The sequence below is a fragment of the Actinoplanes sp. NBC_00393 genome, assembly GCF_036053395.1.
Taxonomy (GTDB): Bacteria; Actinomycetota; Actinomycetes; order Mycobacteriales; family Micromonosporaceae; genus Actinoplanes.
In genome coordinates this window covers 8,308,984-8,323,996 of record NZ_CP107942.1, presented here as the reverse complement: position 1 = coordinate 8,323,996, position 15,013 = coordinate 8,308,984, and the positions used below count along the sequence as shown (strand labels likewise).

Genomic DNA, 15,013 nt, shown 5'->3' with positions numbered 1-15,013 from the left:
ACGACCTCACCATAGGCAGCTTCCCGCATACCCGCACGTCAGCGGGTGGCTGATGGCCAAGGCGCGGCGGGCGGGCGGTCAGGCTGCCTTGTCGCCGCGAGGGATGAGGTCGGCGGCGGCGTCGGCGTGCTCGCGCTGCAGCTCGAGCACGACCGAGGTGTACAGGTCCGAGGTCACGCTCTGACGGGAGTGGCCGAGGACCGACTGGACCTCCTTCATGTCCGCGCCGCCGCCGCGCAGGAACGTGGCCGCGCAGTGCCGCAGGTCGTGCAGTCGGATCGGCGGTAGGCCGCTCTTGGCCACGAGATTGTCGAACCGGTCGCTGATCGTCTGCGGGTGCCACGGCTGGCCGTCGGGCCGGACGAAGTAGTAGTTGGTGTCGGGCCATTCGTCGCCGCTGGCCTGCCGCCACCGCTCGCGCATCGCCACGTACTCCTTCTGGGTGGCCACGGTTTTCGGCCCGAGAGCGACCGTGCGTTCCCCGGCTCGGCTCTTCACCTTCTTCTTGACCGGCTTGTATCCGACCGGGGTGATCTGGTCGATGACCGTCAAGATTGCCTCGTCGAGGTCGACGTCCCAGTCGGACAGGCCGCAGCACTCACCGCGCCGCAGCCCACGATGCATGATCAGCTCGAACATCGGATAGAGGACGGCGTCGTGGCGTGCCGCGAAGTCGAGGAACTGTCCGGCTTCCTGCGGTCGCCACACCATTACCGGGCTGGGCCGCTCGCCGGTGGCCTTCCACTTCTCGATCGCTTTCAGCGTCCAGACGCGCGGCGGTGTCGAGTCCTCCGGGTCGAGTTCGACCCCGAGGGCAGGGTTGAACGGGATGAGCCGACCAGGCAGGACGGCGTGGTTGAGCGCGACCCGCAGGGTGGCGAATAGCCGCCGCATGCTGGTGGCGCTACGCGGGCGGATCCCGCGATAGCGGGCACGCACGACGGGATCCGGGCTGGCGCGGCCATCGCGGATCTCGGTGTTACGTGCATCCAACGCCGTGAACATGGCCTGGACGTGGCCGATCCGCAGCTGCTGCAGCGGGATGTCGCCGAGGTGCGGGACGAGGTAGAGGCGGATGTCGTCGGCGTAGCCGCGCAGCGTCTTCTCCGACAGGCCACGGCGTCCGGCCAGCCAGTCGTTGAGGTATTGGCCGGTGGTGACCTCGACCGATGCGGGGACTCCGGCGCGGACACGGGCGGCGACGTCGTCGCGGCTGGGCAGCGGGTCGCCGCTCTTGCAGGCGTGCAGCATGTCGCCGATCTGCAGGGCGGTGATGGTGTCGTCGGCGGCGATGTCGAGCAGCGACCGGACGTGGTCGAGTTCGGCGCGTGCCTCGTCTTTGCCGTCGAAGCCGCTGCGCCGCATCGGGCGGCGATGGGGTCCGGCGGTGGGCAGTTCGATCTGGTAGCCCCACACGCCGTGGGTGGTGCTCCACGCCCCGCCGGGGCGACGCAGCTTCGGGCACTTGTTGTTGAGCCGTTTCTTGGTGACGGGATCTTTGCAGGTGCACCGCTTGGTGATGGATCCTTCGCTGCTCACGTTTCTCCTTGCTCCGATGGCGGTTGGCCAGGCGTTACGACGGATCTGATTGCGTCGTGGTGATCCACGCTTGCCATCGCGGACGTGGTCAAGTCGTGGCCGTCGGGGGGTATGCCGAGGGCGGTGAGGATGCCGGCGACGGGCACCCGGAAGCGGGCACCGACCGCGATGACCGGTGCCGGGAACTCGCCGGTCCGGGCGAGGTCGTAGGCCTGGGCCCGTCCTATGCCGAAGATGCGTCCGGCCGTGGGTAGATCGGTGATGACACCGAGGGCGCGGATCCGTTCCTCGGTCCAGACCGGGCCACCGGCGGTGACGTCGTCTTCCGGGGGCTGCTGGCGCGACGTCACCGTGAATTCCTCCTCGCCGCGCGGCAGGCCGGCGCCGCGACGCCGGGATCGGGCGGCCCGGCCGACGTGTCGGTGGGCGGATCGTCGAGGCCGGTGAAGCGGTGCGCGCCGAGGTGCCGCATCCGCTGCACGTCGGCGTCGATGCCGGCGAGCCGGGGGAACTCGGCGGCCAGGCGTACCGTGGCGGCGGCGTGCGCGGCGGCCGCGCTGTCGGCGCTGACCATGGTCGCGAGCCGGGCGTCGGCGCTGATCTGGTAGATCCCGCCGACGGGATAGCCGGGGCAGGCCTCGGCCCGGCGGTAGGTCAGGCCGGTCAACGAGCGGCGGGCGGGCTGATCGGTGGGGACGGTGATCGCGCCGGGCTGGGTGAGGTAGCCGGCGCGTAGCCGGCCGAGCGCGGCGACGAGCTGCCCGACGCCGGCTTGGACGGCGTACCGGTTGTTGGGTGCGGTGATGGTGACGGTGACCGGCACGCTGACGGCGACGGCCCACCGGTACGGCAGGACCTGCAGGCCGAGCCGGGCCAGCAGGTCGGTGCCGTCACGGTGGTTTAGGGCTCCCCGGGCGACTAGGGCGCGGATCTCCGCCCGGATGGTGCCGGCGGTGATCGTGGCGTCGTCGGTGCTGGGGCGCAGCAGGGTCGCGAAGGGACGATGGTGCAGGGTGGACTCGTCGGTCCTGGTCATGGGATGCCTTCCGGGAACGAGAAAGCCGAGCGGGCACCCCCTGCGAAGAGGGCGCCCGCCCGGCGAGCGAAACGAAACGGGAAGATCAGCGGCCGTCTTCGTCGTGACACGCGCTGATCGGTGTGGTCCGACGACACGGCCTGTACGCGACGCAAAGGCCTGGTCGAAGTGGTGTGGCAGTGCACTTGAACTGTTCGGCAAGGGCGCGGTTCATGGTGTCGCGCCGGATCGGATCCGGTGTCGGCGCGCGGATCTCGCACGCCGCCGCACCACTTGTCAGGAGTAGGACATGGATGTTGTAAGCGCTGACTCGCCACCCACGGTCGCCGCCGAACCGGTCGAGTCGGCAGCACCGGCGCAGACGATCACGATCGATCCGGAGGACGAGCACGTGGTACCGGAGGCCATGGCCCGGCTCGTCGCCTCCGCCCGGTTCATGCTGCGGGCGATGGAGGTCAACGCGATCTATCCGCCGCTGGACGCCGTGGCCGCGATGGAGCAGACCACCGAGGTCCTGCACCGGGTCGGCGGCCACCTCGATCTGTACGTGGGTGACTTCTCCACCGCCGGAGGCAAGGCGATGGGCCGGGCCCGTGACCTGCTGCGGCAGGTCCGCTCGGAACTCAGTGACGCCCGCAACCACCTCGCGATCGACAGCGAGTCATCGCCGGTGACCGCAGCGGAGCCGGTCGCGGTGTAGTCGCCCCACCACCGGACAGGATGGGATCGCCCGCACTCGCTGCGGGCGATCCCATCCGTGGTTCGTGTTACCTGCAGAGACGGCGGCCCGCCGGACTTAACTGCCATGAGCCACCGCGTCGGCTGCACCCATGCAGCCGGAACGTCCCTCCCTTCTGCGGCCTTTCAGCGCGTGCGCTGATCACGGTGGTGGTTGCCAGCGATGGCGGGCCGTATGCCCGGTCCCGTGGTCGTGGCGGGGACGACTCGGTCGTGACCAGCCGGGACGCGTTGGCCGGGAACCCACGATGCGCCATCCGGCCGCGCGCAGGCTGGCCCCGGCACCATCCGAAAGCTCACCCGCCCGGCCCGCCGCAGGCTGCGGCGGGTAGAACGGCGCGATACCGCCACGCCGCCGATCGAGGGCTACTCATGAGCCCACCGATGCGGGCACAGCAGGATGCGCAGCGCGACCGCGGCCTGCTGCCAGACCACGCCGTTGCCGAGGACCCGCAGCGCCCCGGTGCGCGGCAGGTCTAGGCCGGTGACCCAATCCTGATCGAGGCCCATCAGCCATTCGACGAACGGCGGGGCCAGCACTGGCCGTCCGTGTTTGCCCGGCTGGGTCGGTTCCGGCACCGGCCTACCCAGCAGGACCTCCCACCGTGCGACCGCCAGGGCGTAGACGCCCCACCGTTGCTCGTCGGGTTCACCGAGCGCGGCGACCGCGGTGACCAGATCGGCGCCGCCGTCGCCGTGCACGCAGATGCCGTGCCCGTCGCTGGCCCGCGGTGTGGGCAGCATCCGGACCCGGACAGCCGCCGACGGCAGGGTGAGATCACCGTGGCTGCCCCGCTGCCCCGGACAGCCCTTCTCCCCGTCGCTGGCGCGCGGAGTCGGCAGCAGCAGCACCTGCGACAGCGGCGGCCGGAACCCTTCGCCGGCACGCCGGCCCGGGGTTCCGGTGTCGCTGGCGCGCGGTGTCGGCAGCAGCCGGGTGGCGTCGGTCAGGGTGTGACCGACGTGCCCGGTTGCCGGTTTGGTGCGTCCGGCGGTGGCGTTGGCCGAGCTGCGGCTGTCGGCCACCGTCGGGGTCGGCAACAAATTGCCGGCCAGCTGCGCCAAGCCGGGCCTGCGGGCCGCCCCGGCCGACACGGACTTGTTCGAGCCGTACGTGACGGCGGTCGGGGTGGGCAGCAGCGGGTTGCGGCTGCCTCCCGGCTCGATCAGGTCCGGCAGCCCGTACGGGTGGCCGGGGCCCTTGCCGTCACGGGCGCATGGTGTCGGCAGCACCGGCCCCGACGAGCTCGCGACGGATGGCCAGCAGGAACAGCCGATCTCGGCGGTGGGCGGCGCCGACGTCGGATGCGCGTAGGCATATCCACCTTGAGTCGTACCCGCTCGCGGCCAGGTCGGCGTGGACGACGTCGAAGCCGCGCCGGAGGAGCGCGGCCACGTTCTCCACGAAGACCAGCGGTGGTAGAAGCGCGCGAACGGCGTCGGCGACCGCCGTCCAGACGCTGGAGTTGCGGCCGGTGATGCCGGCCCGCTTCCCCGCGTTGCTGATGTCTTGGCAGGGGAAGCCGGCGGTGATGATGTCGACCGGCTCGACCGTGCTCCAGTCGACGGTGCGGATGTCGCCGAGGTTGACGACGCCCGGCCACCGCGCGGCGAGGACTTTCTGGGCGTGCGGGTCGGTTTCGGCGTACCAGCAGAGCCGGCCGCCGAGGACCGCTTCGACGGCGAGGTCGAGCCCGCCGAACCCGGTGCAGAGTGACCCGATCCGGAGCTGCCCGGAACCGGCTGCGGACGGCTCAATCACGCCACCTCCCGCAACCCGGACCGCGCACCCGCCGCGTCAGCCGAGGTGTCCTCGGCAGCCACGTCCGCCGGATGTGGGCAGCTCCACGGCCCGCACCCCGGCGTCTGCTGCTCTTCGGTACGCGGGCGTAGCACCGCCTCGTCGAGCGGCACCCGCTGCCGGTGCAGGAAGAACCGCCCGCGCAGCGGATGCCCATCGGCGTTCGCCCGCGCCGACCCGTGCCGGATCGCGGCGTCGAACGCGACCGCGTCCGCCCACCCCGCCGGGTCCTCGTCACGAAGCTTGACCCATTCAAGATCAGTATGAAAAGGGCAACCGAGACACGCCGAGCGCGGCGTGTCCGCCAGCCCGTGCTCGGCCAAGAACGCTGAGCAGTCGCCGCGCCGCCACATGAGATCGAGCGACCTCCGGGAGTTCAGAAAAAGTGAAGGGTGGCCGGCCGGAACTCCGGGGCCACCCTTTGTGTCTTGCTCGGGACGTTGGGGAAGTTCGTCATGAACTCCAGGACAGGTTTTCAGTAGGTAGTGGGTGCTCAGCAAGCGTGCTTCCTTCTTTGAGGGAGTGATGAGGTGCGCTTCTGGGAGCGCGGAGTGTGCTGGTGGTGCGGTGAGCGAGTGGGGCCATGACGGCTGCTCCGTTCGATCGAGGGCTGACGGTGGTGTGGCATAGATGGAGCCGGTGCACTCCGCTATCATCGCTTCGTGGCGATGACAGCGGATGGACACGATCCCGCATGCAAGGCCGATCTGTCCCCGGCGGTGGCGTTGTTCCGCAGCCTGGGAGACGAGACGCGGCTGACGATCGTGCACGAGTTGGCGCGAGGCGAGCGCCGGATTGTCGATCTGACGCGGACCCTCGGGCTGGCGCAGTCGACGGTGTCGGCCCATGTCGCCTGCCTTCGCGATTGCGGCTTGGTCGAGGGCCGTGCAGTGGGGCGGCAGATGCTCTACCGGCTGACGCACCCGCAGCTGCTCACGTTGCTGGGCGCTGCCGAGGAGTTACTGGCCGCGACCGGGAACGCCGTCGATCTGTGCCCGGTGTACGGCCACAGCGAAGAAAAGCTGACCGCGTGAGCAGGCCATGCCTCGCGGAGACGCAATGCCTGACCGGAGGGCGGATCTGATGGCTGGCACGACGGTGAGCGCCGAGCGGCGCCTCGCTCTGAACCGGCGCAGCTTGCAGCTGGCGTATGCGACTGCCGGCTACAACCTGCTGGAAGGCATTGTCGCGGTCACGGCGGGCGCCGCCGCGTCGTCGGCCGCGCTGCTCGGCTTCGGCTTGGACTCGTTCGTCGAGGTCTCCAGCGCCCTGGTGGTGATCTGGCAGTTCCGCTCCCGTGTCCCGGAGGCGCGCGAGCGGCTCGCGTTGCGTGGCATCGCCGTGTCGTTCTTCGCCCTGGCCGCGTGGATCTCTTTCGACGCCATCTCCGCGCTGGTCAGCGCGGAGCGGCCGGACGCCTCTCCGGTCGGCATCGGCATCGCCGCCGCCTCCGTGGTGATCATGCCGTTGCTGGTCTGGGCGAAACGGCGTACGGGCCGCGAGCTCGGCTCGGCGACCGTCGTGGCCGACAGCATGCAGACCATGCTGTGTACCTACTTGTCGGTGATCGTGTTGGCCGGACTGCTGCTCAACGCGACGCTCGGCTGGTGGTGGGCTGATCCGGTCGCCGCCCTGGTCATCGTCGTGGTCGCGGTTCGCGAAGGTGTCGAAGCGTGGCGAGGCGAGCAGTGCGATGACTGCGCCCTGCCGGCCGCCGGCGCTGCGGAGTCGGCCGACTGTGGGTGCGGCCCGGGCTGCACCGACGCGTGCTGCGCGGGGGAGGTGTCCCGGTGACCGTTTCTGCTGTCGCCGCCTTGGTGGTATTCGTGCTCGCGATGGTGGCCGCGTTCGGATGGCGCACGGTGGTGCAGTTGCGGACCACCGGCGACACCGGACTGCGGCTGGACGCCGGCCCGATCGGGTCGGCCGGATGGTGGGGAAAGCTGCTGTTCATCGGCGCGTTGCTGCTGGCCGCCGCGGCTCCCGTCCTGGCATTCACCGGCGCGGTCCGGCCGCTGGTGTGGCATCCGGGCCTGGCGATGGGTGGGCTGATCATCGCGGTGGCCGGGATCGCGGTGACGCTGACCGCGCAGTGGCAGATGGGTGCCTCCTGGCGCATCGGCGTGGACCAGGAGGAGCGCACCACCCTGGTGACCGCTGGCCTGTTCGCCCACCTCCGCAACCCGATCTTCACGGGGATGCTCGCCGTGCTGGCCGGGCTGACGGGCATGGTCCCGTCGCTGATCATGCTGACGGCCCTGCCGAGTCTGCTCGCCGCGGTGCAGATCCAGGTCCGCGTGGTGGAAGAGCCGTACCTGCTCACCACGCACGGGCCGGCGTACCGCGACTACGCCCAACGCGCCGGCCGGTTCCTGCCAGCCGTCGGCCGCTTGACCAGCGGCTGACCGCGGGCAGATGGTGTGCGGCCGTGCTGTCATGACGACGGTGCGGCCGCCTGTTCCAGCAACTGCCGAGCGCTGTCGGCGTAGAAGGCGGCGGTGCTGGGATGGATACCGAACACGATGCTCAGGTGCAGCGGGTCGGGTCCGTGGCTGAGGGCTTCCTCCAGTTGCCGGTCCCGGCGAATCCGGTCCAGGCCCGGTAGCGAGGGCTGGAACAGGTGCGTGAGGGTGTAACTGCTGATCGGCCCGGACGTCGACGCGGTGTAGTTGCTGATCAGCAGATGCCGGTTCGTGGTGGCCGGCCATCGTTCGCGACGGTGTCGCAGCCAGGTTTCGAGGGCGCTGAGGGTGTAAGGGTCGAGGTGGCGGTCCACAGCCCCGATCACCAGTCGGCGATTGCCGACATCGATGTCGTCGAGCAGCAGGTGCCGGATCTGGTGAGGGCTGGCCGCGTGGACCGCGGACAAAGCGAGCACCAGGTGATGCATCGGGGTGGTGCATGCCGCGTTGAGGTCGCGGTAGTCCTGCTCGGTCAGCGGCAGCAGCACGGTGCGACGAGGTGAGCCGGGCTTGGTGCGGCTGGTCGGATTGGTGAAGACCCGCTTGCGGCGGTGCAGGTAGCCGAACAGCGACCGCAGCGCGATCAACGTCTGGGTGCGTTCGGCCGCTGTCAGCGCGCCGGCGGTCCGCGTGATCTCCTCGCGGGTGATCTCCCGAAGGTGGGTGTAACGGCCGGTCCAGGCGTGCGCGACCGAGGCGACTCGGCGGGCGTACTCGGAGACGGTTCCGCCACTGCGGGGCTGGGTGCGCTCGTCGCCGTGCCGGAGCCAGCGCAGCCAGCTGTCGATGTCGGCGGCGATGTGCTCGCCGACGCCGTGCAGGCGACGCTGCCAGTGCGCTTCCACCTTGTCGACGCGCTGACCGAGCAACCCGGCGTCGGCCAGCACGGTCGCCATGTGATGGATCGGGTAGTCGCGCCGGGCCAGCACGACTAGCTCCCGCTCATGCACCGGTTCGTCGGCCGGCCGGCAGGCCAGTGCGATCGCCAGACCACGCCGTGCCGTCGCCAGAGTGCGGCTGCTCCACCCCTGCAGCTCGGCCAGCCTGTCGGCGGCGTCCCACGCGATGGCCACGTGCGGGTAGCGCTCCAGATCGGGTCTCTTGGAGAACGTGACGGGAAGCGTCGCCCGGCTCAGGTCTCGCTCTGCGTCGAACAACGTCAACTGCCCGACCATGACCAGCGGCTCGCAGCCGCGTTCCAAAAGCGGTAACTCGAGCACCGCGTGCCGAGTGATCCGGTGCCGCCACACGGCCTGGCGCATGTTGGTGAAGTACAGCTGATGCCAGCGCAGCCTGGCCAGCACCGGTGCCAGACTGTCGCCGTGGCGCTTGGGCATCCGCCGAGACGCCTCCGCCCAGCACATCCGGCAGTAGCCGGCCTTGCCGACCTGCTCGCGGTTACACGCCGCGCAGACCGCGACGTTCTGGTGAGTGCGCTGCCAGTTGTAGCAGGGGTAACACAGCGTCCAGTGCAGCTTGCCCCACGCCAGGCAACTCGCGCAGGACCCGTGCGGCCGATACCAGGACCGCCACCGCGGTTCGCTCGCGGTCACCGCTGTCAAGCCGGTGGCAGACTACGACCGGACCGCCGTCGCGGCACCACACCACCACCCGCCGCAGCAACGGCAGCCGGCTCCTGCACTGCGGTCGGCGCCGCCACCGGTTCCGCGATGAGCAGCTCGGCCACCGTGCAGTCCAGCGTCTGGCAGATGATGTCCAGGTCGCCGAGGCGGATGCTCTGCGGCTGGCCGGACCACAGCCCGGACATCTTCCCGGCGCTGATCACCAGCCCTTGTTCCGCCAGCATCCGGCGCAGCTCACTGGCCTTCCACACTCCTCGGCTCGCGGCCGCCATCCGCAGGTTCCACTTCACCGTGCGCCCTCCAAACGGCGCGCTGCGCGTTCCTGACCGCGCAGCCACGACTCCTCGATGTGGGTCCGCGCGACATGCACGTACCGCATCGTCGTCAACGCCCACGTGTGACCCAGAAGCTCCTGGATCGCCCACAAGTCCATCCCGGACAGATACAACTGCGAGGCGCAGTAGTGCCGCAGCACGTGCGGGGTCAGCCTTCCTTGCCACGCCGGCAGATGCCGGACGACCGCCTCCGCCAGCGCCACTCGGACCTGCTCGGCGGTCAACCGGAAGCAGCCGCCGTCCGACGACTTACGCTCCGACGGAAACAACGGCGCTCCCAGCCGGTCCCAGTCGTCACCGAACTGGCCCCAGACGTCCTCGACGAACCATTCCAACGTTCCCCGCGCCCCGTTGATCAGCGGAACCAGGCGCTGCTTCGGGCCCCGACCGCGGGAGCCCTTGCCGAACCGCAGCAGCACCTTGCCGAACCGCCCGAGGTCCCACCGCACGTCGCAGACGTCGAGCTGAAGCGTCTCCTTCACCCTGCTGCCCACCTGCGTCATCAACCGGCAGACGGCGAAGTTCCGGGCCGCCGTCGCGTACTTGCGGCACGACGCCAGGTCCTCACGCCAACCCGTCAGCAGCGTCTGCATCTCCTGCTCCGACGGCGGGATCCGGATCAGGCACTGCGGGTTCCGCGGCCGGTTCATCTCGTCGATCGGGCACTGCGGCACCACGCCGGTCAACGCATAGATCTCGGCACGGTGCCGCAGCTCCAGATAGGCGAAGAACAGCGACAACGTCGATGCCTTGCCGTACCGCGTCGTGGCAGCGGCGTGCCGGAGCACCGTGCCGAAGAAGCGATCAGCGTCCTTGGGCTGCATCGCCCAGATCGGCGCCCCGAACCACGCCCGAATCTGCTCCAGGTCGGTCAGATTGCCTTCGATCGTGCGATCGGTGATCCCGGCAGCCGCCCGGGCCAGCACGAACCCGGCCACGACATCGGTCTCCAGGTCGGCGACCTGCGACTCCGACGGCGGGCCCTTGAGCGCGTGCAGGTCGCGTACCACCGCCAACGCCATCGCACACCGACCTTCACCCGGACCGGACAGACTTCACGCCGTGCCGTGTTCCTTCACAGATTCTGAAGAAGCGTCACCGTGATCGCGATTCCCCCAACGGGTGAGAAGGCGCTGCTCCGTCCGATCGGTGTGGGACAAACGGTGTTGGGGCCAGCGGGAACTCCAGGCAAGTTAGATAAGCGGGAAGACGTTGCGCATGTACCCGACGTCGGCGTCACGCGCCCGATGAACCTCATCGACCGAGATGCCGATCGCCATCTGCGCAAACACACTGGCCGGCACGCGAGCCGGGTGCGGATAGCCGAGCCGCCGCCGCACTTCCGATTTGATCGGGCGAATTTTGTACTCGCTAGTGCATTGACGTCGGGCCATGCCTTTCTCGCCGTTGGGGCCGAGGGTGAACAGCGGCATGGACGCGAACCGGTGGGCCGGGTCGAGGGCGTCGTCGCGGATGTTGCCGGCCGAGACCCGCACGATCGGGATCCCCGCCGGTGCAGCGAGCCCCTCCAGACGCCGCAGATGGGAGTAGACCGCGGCCGGCTCCCACCCGGTGTCTGAAAAGACCGCGGCGTCGAACGCCGGGATCCGGCCCTGGACGGCGAGCAGCAGCAGCGCCGAGCTTTGTATGCCGGCACCGAGCGAGAGAAAACGGGCGAGGGGTGCGGTCACGCAACCACCCCGCCCTCGGCAGTCGGCGCCTGAAACACCAGGACGTCCTCGTGCGCGATCAGGTGCATCGGCGTGCCCGCCCGACGGGCCTTACGGACCGCCTGCAGCTGGAAGAAGCTGGGCCGGGCGACCAGCTGGTCGTCGCGGACCGCCGCCAGCAGCGCCACACACCGGTCGACCGGGATGAGCCCGGCCCGCACACCGGCGCCGATCACCGCGGATGGCAAGTCGACGAGCTGGCCGTGTTTGCGCCACGGCCGGGCCGTCACCACGACGACCCCGCCGGGGCGCAGCAGCGTCCGGCAGCCGGCCAGGATCTGCGCGAAGCCGTCGGCCAGCCCAGTGAGGTCGCGGTAGGCGAGGTTTCCCTTGTCGGTGCCGTCGTTGTAGGAGTTGTCGGACTTGCGGACGCCGCCTTCGCCAGGCTCGACCAGGCCGTGCACGGTCGGCCCGTACGGCGGACTGGTCACCACCAGCGTCGCCTGGCCGGTCAGGGCGGAGGGAACGAGCGACAGGATGTTCGTGGAGTCGCCGCGGATGACCGCGGCCCGGCCTGTCGCGCCCTGGGTGTGGGCGTGTTTGATGTTGGCGTCGGCGATGTCGGACCATCGGGATTCGTACTCGATGCCGAACGCGTCGCGGCCGGCGTGCACCGCTTCGACCAGGGTGGTGCCGATCCCGCACATCGGATCGATCACCAGATCACCGGGCAGGGTGTAGTGCTCGATCGCGTGCGCGGCGATCGCCGGCAGCATCCGGGCGGGGTGCTTGACCGACTCGGCCGTGTAGCGGCCCTTGCGCTGGACCGGCCCAGTGGACTGGGCGGTCGTCCACACCGACAGGCCGTCCGGCCCGATGGCGCGATGCTGGGCGTCGTAGGCGCGGTGCCGCCCGCCGACGCCCGCACGAGCGTTGGCGGTGTCGGGCTGAGCGCCGGGATCCTGCGGTGAACGGTGCTTAGCCACGGCCACCACCGCCCCGCTGGCCGCGCTTGCTCGAGCGCGGCGCCGGCCGGTCGGTCTGGCTGAACACCAGCAGGTCGGCGTGCACCCGCAGGTGCGCGGCCTGCCACTGCCCGGTGGCGTCGGCCAAGGCGAGCAGTTCCTCGTCGGTGACGTGGTAGATGAACGCGTCGCCGTCGGTGTCGGCAGTGACGGCGACGATGTGCTGCAGGTAACCGAGCCGGACCCCGGCGGCGGCCTGCACGACCGGGGTGAAGTCCTCCGGGATCGGCGGGGTGCCGGCCGGGACGGCGACGACCAGGATCAGGCAACCGCCGGGACGCAGCAGCTGCGCGCAAGCGGTCAGCAGCCACGCAAGCCGGACCCGGTTGGCGGCGTCGCCGCTGTCGAGCGGCCAGCGGGCGACCACGAGACTGATCACCCCGTGCAACGAACCGTCGGCCGCAACCTCCGCGTTCGGGGCACCGGCGGGGTGCAGGTCCGGGTCGGTGAGGTCGTCACCGAACCAGGCGCTCAGCTCCGGCAGCTCCTCTTCGTCCTCACCGGCGCTGTCGCCGGTGAGGAAGGCGGCGTCGTCGGCCGAAGGTGCTGGGGTGGCCGGGCCGATGATCAGGCTGGACGCGTCGGTGAACCAGGCCGGATGGTGCAGGCGGCCACCGGCCGTGCAGGCCTGGGTGAGGGAGTGGCCGTCGGTGAGGTCGACGACGACCTCCCCGGGCCGCGAGTAGGCGGCGATCAGCCGGGCCGCGAGCCGGGCGCCGATGCTGCGGCCGGCGTCGGCTTCGGTCCGGGCGGTACGCCAGACGGTGATCGGGACCGGCGGGTCGCCGGCGATCAGGTCGGTCGGGGCCGCGTCGAGTACGGCCGGGTCGGCGGGGGTGGACGGGTCGGTGTGGTGCTGCGGCGTGTGCTCGCTCATGAAGTGGCTGGGCTCCGCGCCGCGCCGTGATGCGCTGACACCCTCAAACCGGGTTTTGTGCGCTGTGGCGAACACTCCCCGGTCTGTCAGCGGTCTGACACGTTTCTAACGCCGCCCGAGCCGCGCCGGGCTGTCAGCCATGTGTCAGACGCGGCGAACCCGCGAATAGACCGCTGTCAGATTCTTGTTAGCTGTTGGTACCCCAACGACTGACACGACGCCGCGTCGAGTAAGTGCAGGTCAACGCCAGTTTGTCAGAACCGTGTCAGACGGCCGTCAGGCAGAGGCGAGCCTGCAGAGGGCGCCGCTTCGCCCTGCAGCCACCTCGTCCGCGAAGGCTGACCTGCGGTGTTGGAACGGTGTCAGCCGCTCGTGGCGCAATCAGCGGCATGCCGTACGCGGCCGGCGTGACCTTCATGGCCGCGGCCGCCGGCGAAACCCACCGCCTCAAGCCTCAGGAGTTCGCTCGCATGACCGCCACCGAATGGCCCGACTCGCCGCTGGACGCCGTCGACGCCGCCTTCCACGCGTTGACCACCGGCCCGCAGCCGCTGCTGCTCGACCTGGAGCCGTTGCGCGACGGCACCGACCTGCCCGCCGGCAGGCCGAGCCTGCCCGCGCTGCGGCGCTGGCTGCTCAAGCACCCACGCTCGTACGAGGCCCGCGACGCTGTGTGGCGCGAGCTGATCCGCCGGGCTCGGCTCGACGGCCCGGCCTGGGTGATCGCCGCGACGGCTCTCGCGTTGCCGTCGCTGCGCCGCTACGCCGGGCAGCTGCGCCGCGGCTGGGGCGGCGACGCCTATGACCTGGACGCGGAGATCCTGACCGGCTTCCTGACCGCGCTACGCGACCGGGTCGATCTGGCCCGGCCGGCACCGTACGCGTCGCTGTGCCGGGCCGCCTGGCGCGCCGGGCACGAGCTGCACCAGCGCGACGGCGCCGAAGCGATCCCGCTGCCCGAGGAGATCCTCGAGCACGTCACCGGCCCGCGAACCCCGCGACGGCCGTGGGGACATCCGGACCTGCTGGTGCGCCGCGCCGTCGAGCTCGGCATCGTCGACGCGGAAGACGAACAGCCCTACATCGACCTGCGGCTCGGCGGCCGGGCGATCGAGCCGATCGCCGCCCGCCTCGGCCTGCCCGTCGCCACCCTGCGGCGCCGGGTCGAACGCATCGACGCCCGTATCGCCGAGGCCGTCAGCGACGGCATCCTCGAGGAGGCCACCTCGCCGCGCCTGCGCGAGAAGCTGGAACAGCGCGCCGAGCAGCGCGCCCGGATCCGCGCCGGCCGCGCCGCCACCCCGCGGCGGCTCATCGCCGCCTGAGAACCATTCGCGCCACCAGTCAGCGGGCCCGACGCCTTCGTCGGGCCCGCTTCCTTATGCGGCGCACACGCACCCGGTCCGGTCCGGTCACCCGCGTCGACGCAGCGGCAGAACCCGACACGGCCGGTTAACGTCCACCGACGCCCTGCCGGCCGGCGGTGTCCGTGCGAGCGCCCGGCGAACCGGCCCGGCGGCCCCCGAAGACGGCCACGCCACCTCGCCCCCTCGCATGTTTTGGAGCCGCGCGACGAGTCGTCGAACTCACCGCAGCCAAACGGGGTGGCGGCCTCGACTGTCGCGTACCGGCAACCACACGGGCGCGCGATGTCAACAGTTTCGGGCTTGCAGCCGCCTTACACGGCTCTGACAACAGCCCTGCACCTCGCCGCTGTCAGTCCCGCGTCAGCCGCCACGCCATCCACCGGCCGCCAGGAAAAGCGGCCCTGAACTGCACTGTCAGAGCCGTTAGAAACCTGTCAGTCCCGTGTCAGACAGCCAAGTGTTCGCCACAGCGCACAAACCCCGGTTTGAGGGTGCGGAACCGCCACGGCACCGAAAACACCGTCGCCCGGTCTCCGCCCGCCGCCGAGCCCTGAGCCTTCGAGGGCCGTGCGACGTGAGC

Annotated in this window: 17 protein-coding genes; 5 read left to right on the top strand and 12 right to left on the bottom strand. The window is 70.5% G+C overall.

The features are described from left to right. Window positions 1-78: 78 nt before the first annotated feature. Genes OHA21_RS38515 through OHA21_RS38505 form a run of 3 tightly spaced genes read right to left on the bottom strand, consistent with a single transcriptional unit; the run spans window position 79 to window position 2,575 of the window. A complete protein-coding gene (locus tag OHA21_RS38515; RefSeq protein WP_328463656.1) occupies window positions 79-1,539 on the bottom strand; it encodes a tyrosine-type recombinase/integrase in 1,461 nt (486 codons plus the stop codon). Further along, the gene (locus OHA21_RS38510) at window positions 1,536-1,889 is read right to left on the bottom strand and encodes a DNA-binding protein (RefSeq protein ID WP_328463654.1); all 354 of its coding nucleotides are present in this window, start codon (window positions 1,887-1,889) and stop codon (window positions 1,536-1,538) included. The genes OHA21_RS38515 and OHA21_RS38510 overlap by 4 nt, the downstream gene beginning before the upstream one ends. After that, the gene (locus OHA21_RS38505; RefSeq protein ID WP_328463652.1) at window positions 1,886-2,575 is read right to left on the bottom strand and encodes a hypothetical protein; all 690 of its coding nucleotides are present in this window, start codon (window positions 2,573-2,575) and stop codon (window positions 1,886-1,888) included. Before OHA21_RS38505 ends, OHA21_RS38510 begins: the two co-directional genes overlap by 4 nt. A 289-nt stretch (window positions 2,576-2,864) precedes the next feature. On the opposite strand from OHA21_RS38505, the gene OHA21_RS38500 reads away from it, so the two are divergent. Beyond that, window positions 2,865-3,275, top strand: a complete 411-nt coding sequence (locus OHA21_RS38500) for a hypothetical protein (RefSeq protein ID WP_328463650.1) — start codon at window positions 2,865-2,867, stop codon at window positions 3,273-3,275. Between the two features lie 404 nt (window positions 3,276-3,679). Here OHA21_RS38500 and OHA21_RS38495 read toward each other — a convergent pair whose 3' ends face one another. Genes OHA21_RS38495 through OHA21_RS38485 form a run of 3 tightly spaced genes read right to left on the bottom strand, consistent with a single transcriptional unit; the run spans window position 3,680 to window position 5,437 of the window. After that, window positions 3,680-4,546 carry a hypothetical protein gene (locus OHA21_RS38495; RefSeq protein WP_328463648.1) on the bottom strand — a complete coding sequence of 289 codons (867 nt, stop codon included), beginning with the start codon at window positions 4,544-4,546 and terminating at the stop codon, window positions 3,680-3,682. Next, entirely contained in the window at window positions 4,521-5,075 is a 555-nt protein-coding gene (locus tag OHA21_RS38490) for a DNA cytosine methyltransferase (protein WP_328463646.1), read from the bottom strand. Before OHA21_RS38490 ends, OHA21_RS38495 begins: the two co-directional genes overlap by 26 nt. Beyond that, entirely contained in the window at window positions 5,072-5,437 is a 366-nt protein-coding gene (locus OHA21_RS38485) for a hypothetical protein (protein ID WP_328463644.1), read from the bottom strand. Before OHA21_RS38485 ends, OHA21_RS38490 begins: the two co-directional genes overlap by 4 nt. Before the next feature lie 345 nt (window positions 5,438-5,782). Here OHA21_RS38485 and OHA21_RS38480 point away from each other — a divergent pair, with 345 nt between their 5' ends. From OHA21_RS38480 to OHA21_RS38470, 3 genes are read left to right on the top strand one after another with little or no spacing between them, the layout of a single operon-like run. Continuing rightward, window positions 5,783-6,148 carry an ArsR/SmtB family transcription factor gene (locus OHA21_RS38480; protein WP_328478803.1) on the top strand — a complete coding sequence of 122 codons (366 nt, stop codon included), beginning with the start codon at window positions 5,783-5,785 and terminating at the stop codon, window positions 6,146-6,148. A 49-nt stretch (window positions 6,149-6,197) separates the two neighbouring features. Further along, a complete protein-coding gene (locus OHA21_RS38475) occupies window positions 6,198-6,908 on the top strand; it encodes a cation transporter (protein ID WP_328463642.1) in 711 nt (236 codons plus the stop codon). After that, window positions 6,905-7,519, top strand: a complete 615-nt coding sequence (locus OHA21_RS38470) for a methyltransferase family protein (RefSeq protein WP_328463640.1) — start codon at window positions 6,905-6,907, stop codon at window positions 7,517-7,519. The genes OHA21_RS38475 and OHA21_RS38470 overlap by 4 nt, the downstream gene beginning before the upstream one ends. Window positions 7,520-7,548: 29 nt before the next feature. Here OHA21_RS38470 and OHA21_RS38465 read toward each other — a convergent pair whose 3' ends face one another. The 6 genes from OHA21_RS38465 to OHA21_RS38440 all read right to left on the bottom strand — a co-directional run bounded on the left by OHA21_RS38465 (window position 7,549) and on the right by OHA21_RS38440 (window position 13,066). Further along, the gene (locus OHA21_RS38465) at window positions 7,549-9,129 is read right to left on the bottom strand and encodes a hypothetical protein (protein WP_328463638.1); all 1,581 of its coding nucleotides are present in this window, start codon (window positions 9,127-9,129) and stop codon (window positions 7,549-7,551) included. Window positions 9,130-9,134: 5 nt separating this feature from the next. Beyond that, the gene (locus OHA21_RS38460) at window positions 9,135-9,449 is read right to left on the bottom strand and encodes a helix-turn-helix domain-containing protein (RefSeq protein ID WP_328463636.1); all 315 of its coding nucleotides are present in this window, start codon (window positions 9,447-9,449) and stop codon (window positions 9,135-9,137) included. Further along, the gene (locus OHA21_RS38455) at window positions 9,446-10,516 is read right to left on the bottom strand and encodes a tyrosine-type recombinase/integrase (RefSeq protein WP_328463634.1); all 1,071 of its coding nucleotides are present in this window, start codon (window positions 10,514-10,516) and stop codon (window positions 9,446-9,448) included. Before OHA21_RS38455 ends, OHA21_RS38460 begins: the two co-directional genes overlap by 4 nt. 171 nt (window positions 10,517-10,687) lie before the next feature. Continuing rightward, window positions 10,688-11,185 carry a hypothetical protein gene (locus OHA21_RS38450; RefSeq protein WP_328463632.1) on the bottom strand — a complete coding sequence of 166 codons (498 nt, stop codon included), beginning with the start codon at window positions 11,183-11,185 and terminating at the stop codon, window positions 10,688-10,690. Continuing rightward, window positions 11,182-12,159 (bottom strand): TRM11 family SAM-dependent methyltransferase, encoded by a 978-nt coding sequence (locus OHA21_RS38445; protein ID WP_328463630.1) that lies wholly within the window; start codon window positions 12,157-12,159, stop codon window positions 11,182-11,184. The genes OHA21_RS38450 and OHA21_RS38445 overlap by 4 nt, the downstream gene beginning before the upstream one ends. Next, window positions 12,143-13,066: a hypothetical protein gene (locus OHA21_RS38440; RefSeq protein ID WP_328463628.1), complete on the bottom strand. Its 924-nt coding sequence runs from the start codon at window positions 13,064-13,066 to the stop codon at window positions 12,143-12,145. The genes OHA21_RS38445 and OHA21_RS38440 overlap by 17 nt, the downstream gene beginning before the upstream one ends. Before the next feature lie 470 nt (window positions 13,067-13,536). Between OHA21_RS38440 and OHA21_RS38435 the strand changes: the two genes are divergently transcribed. Beyond that, window positions 13,537-14,391: a hypothetical protein gene (locus OHA21_RS38435; RefSeq protein ID WP_328478801.1), complete on the top strand. Its 855-nt coding sequence runs from the start codon at window positions 13,537-13,539 to the stop codon at window positions 14,389-14,391. Window positions 14,392-15,013 lie beyond the last annotated feature (622 nt).

Coding starts and splice junctions, on each gene's coding strand:
- OHA21_RS38505 (WP_328463652.1), bottom strand. CDS start 2,575: ATGACCAGGACCGACGAGTCCACCCTGCACCATCGTCCCTTCGCGACC.
- OHA21_RS38500 (WP_328463650.1), top strand. CDS start 2,865: ATGGATGTTGTAAGCGCTGACTCGCCACCCACGGTCGCCGCCGAACCG.
- OHA21_RS38480 (WP_328478803.1), top strand. CDS start 5,783: ATGACAGCGGATGGACACGATCCCGCATGCAAGGCCGATCTGTCCCCG.
- OHA21_RS38475 (WP_328463642.1), top strand. CDS start 6,198: ATGGCTGGCACGACGGTGAGCGCCGAGCGGCGCCTCGCTCTGAACCGG.
- OHA21_RS38455 (WP_328463634.1), bottom strand. CDS start 10,516: ATGGCGTTGGCGGTGGTACGCGACCTGCACGCGCTCAAGGGCCCGCCG.
- OHA21_RS38440 (WP_328463628.1), bottom strand. CDS start 13,066: ATGAGCGAGCACACGCCGCAGCACCACACCGACCCGTCCACCCCCGCC.
- OHA21_RS38435 (WP_328478801.1), top strand. CDS start 13,537: ATGACCGCCACCGAATGGCCCGACTCGCCGCTGGACGCCGTCGACGCC.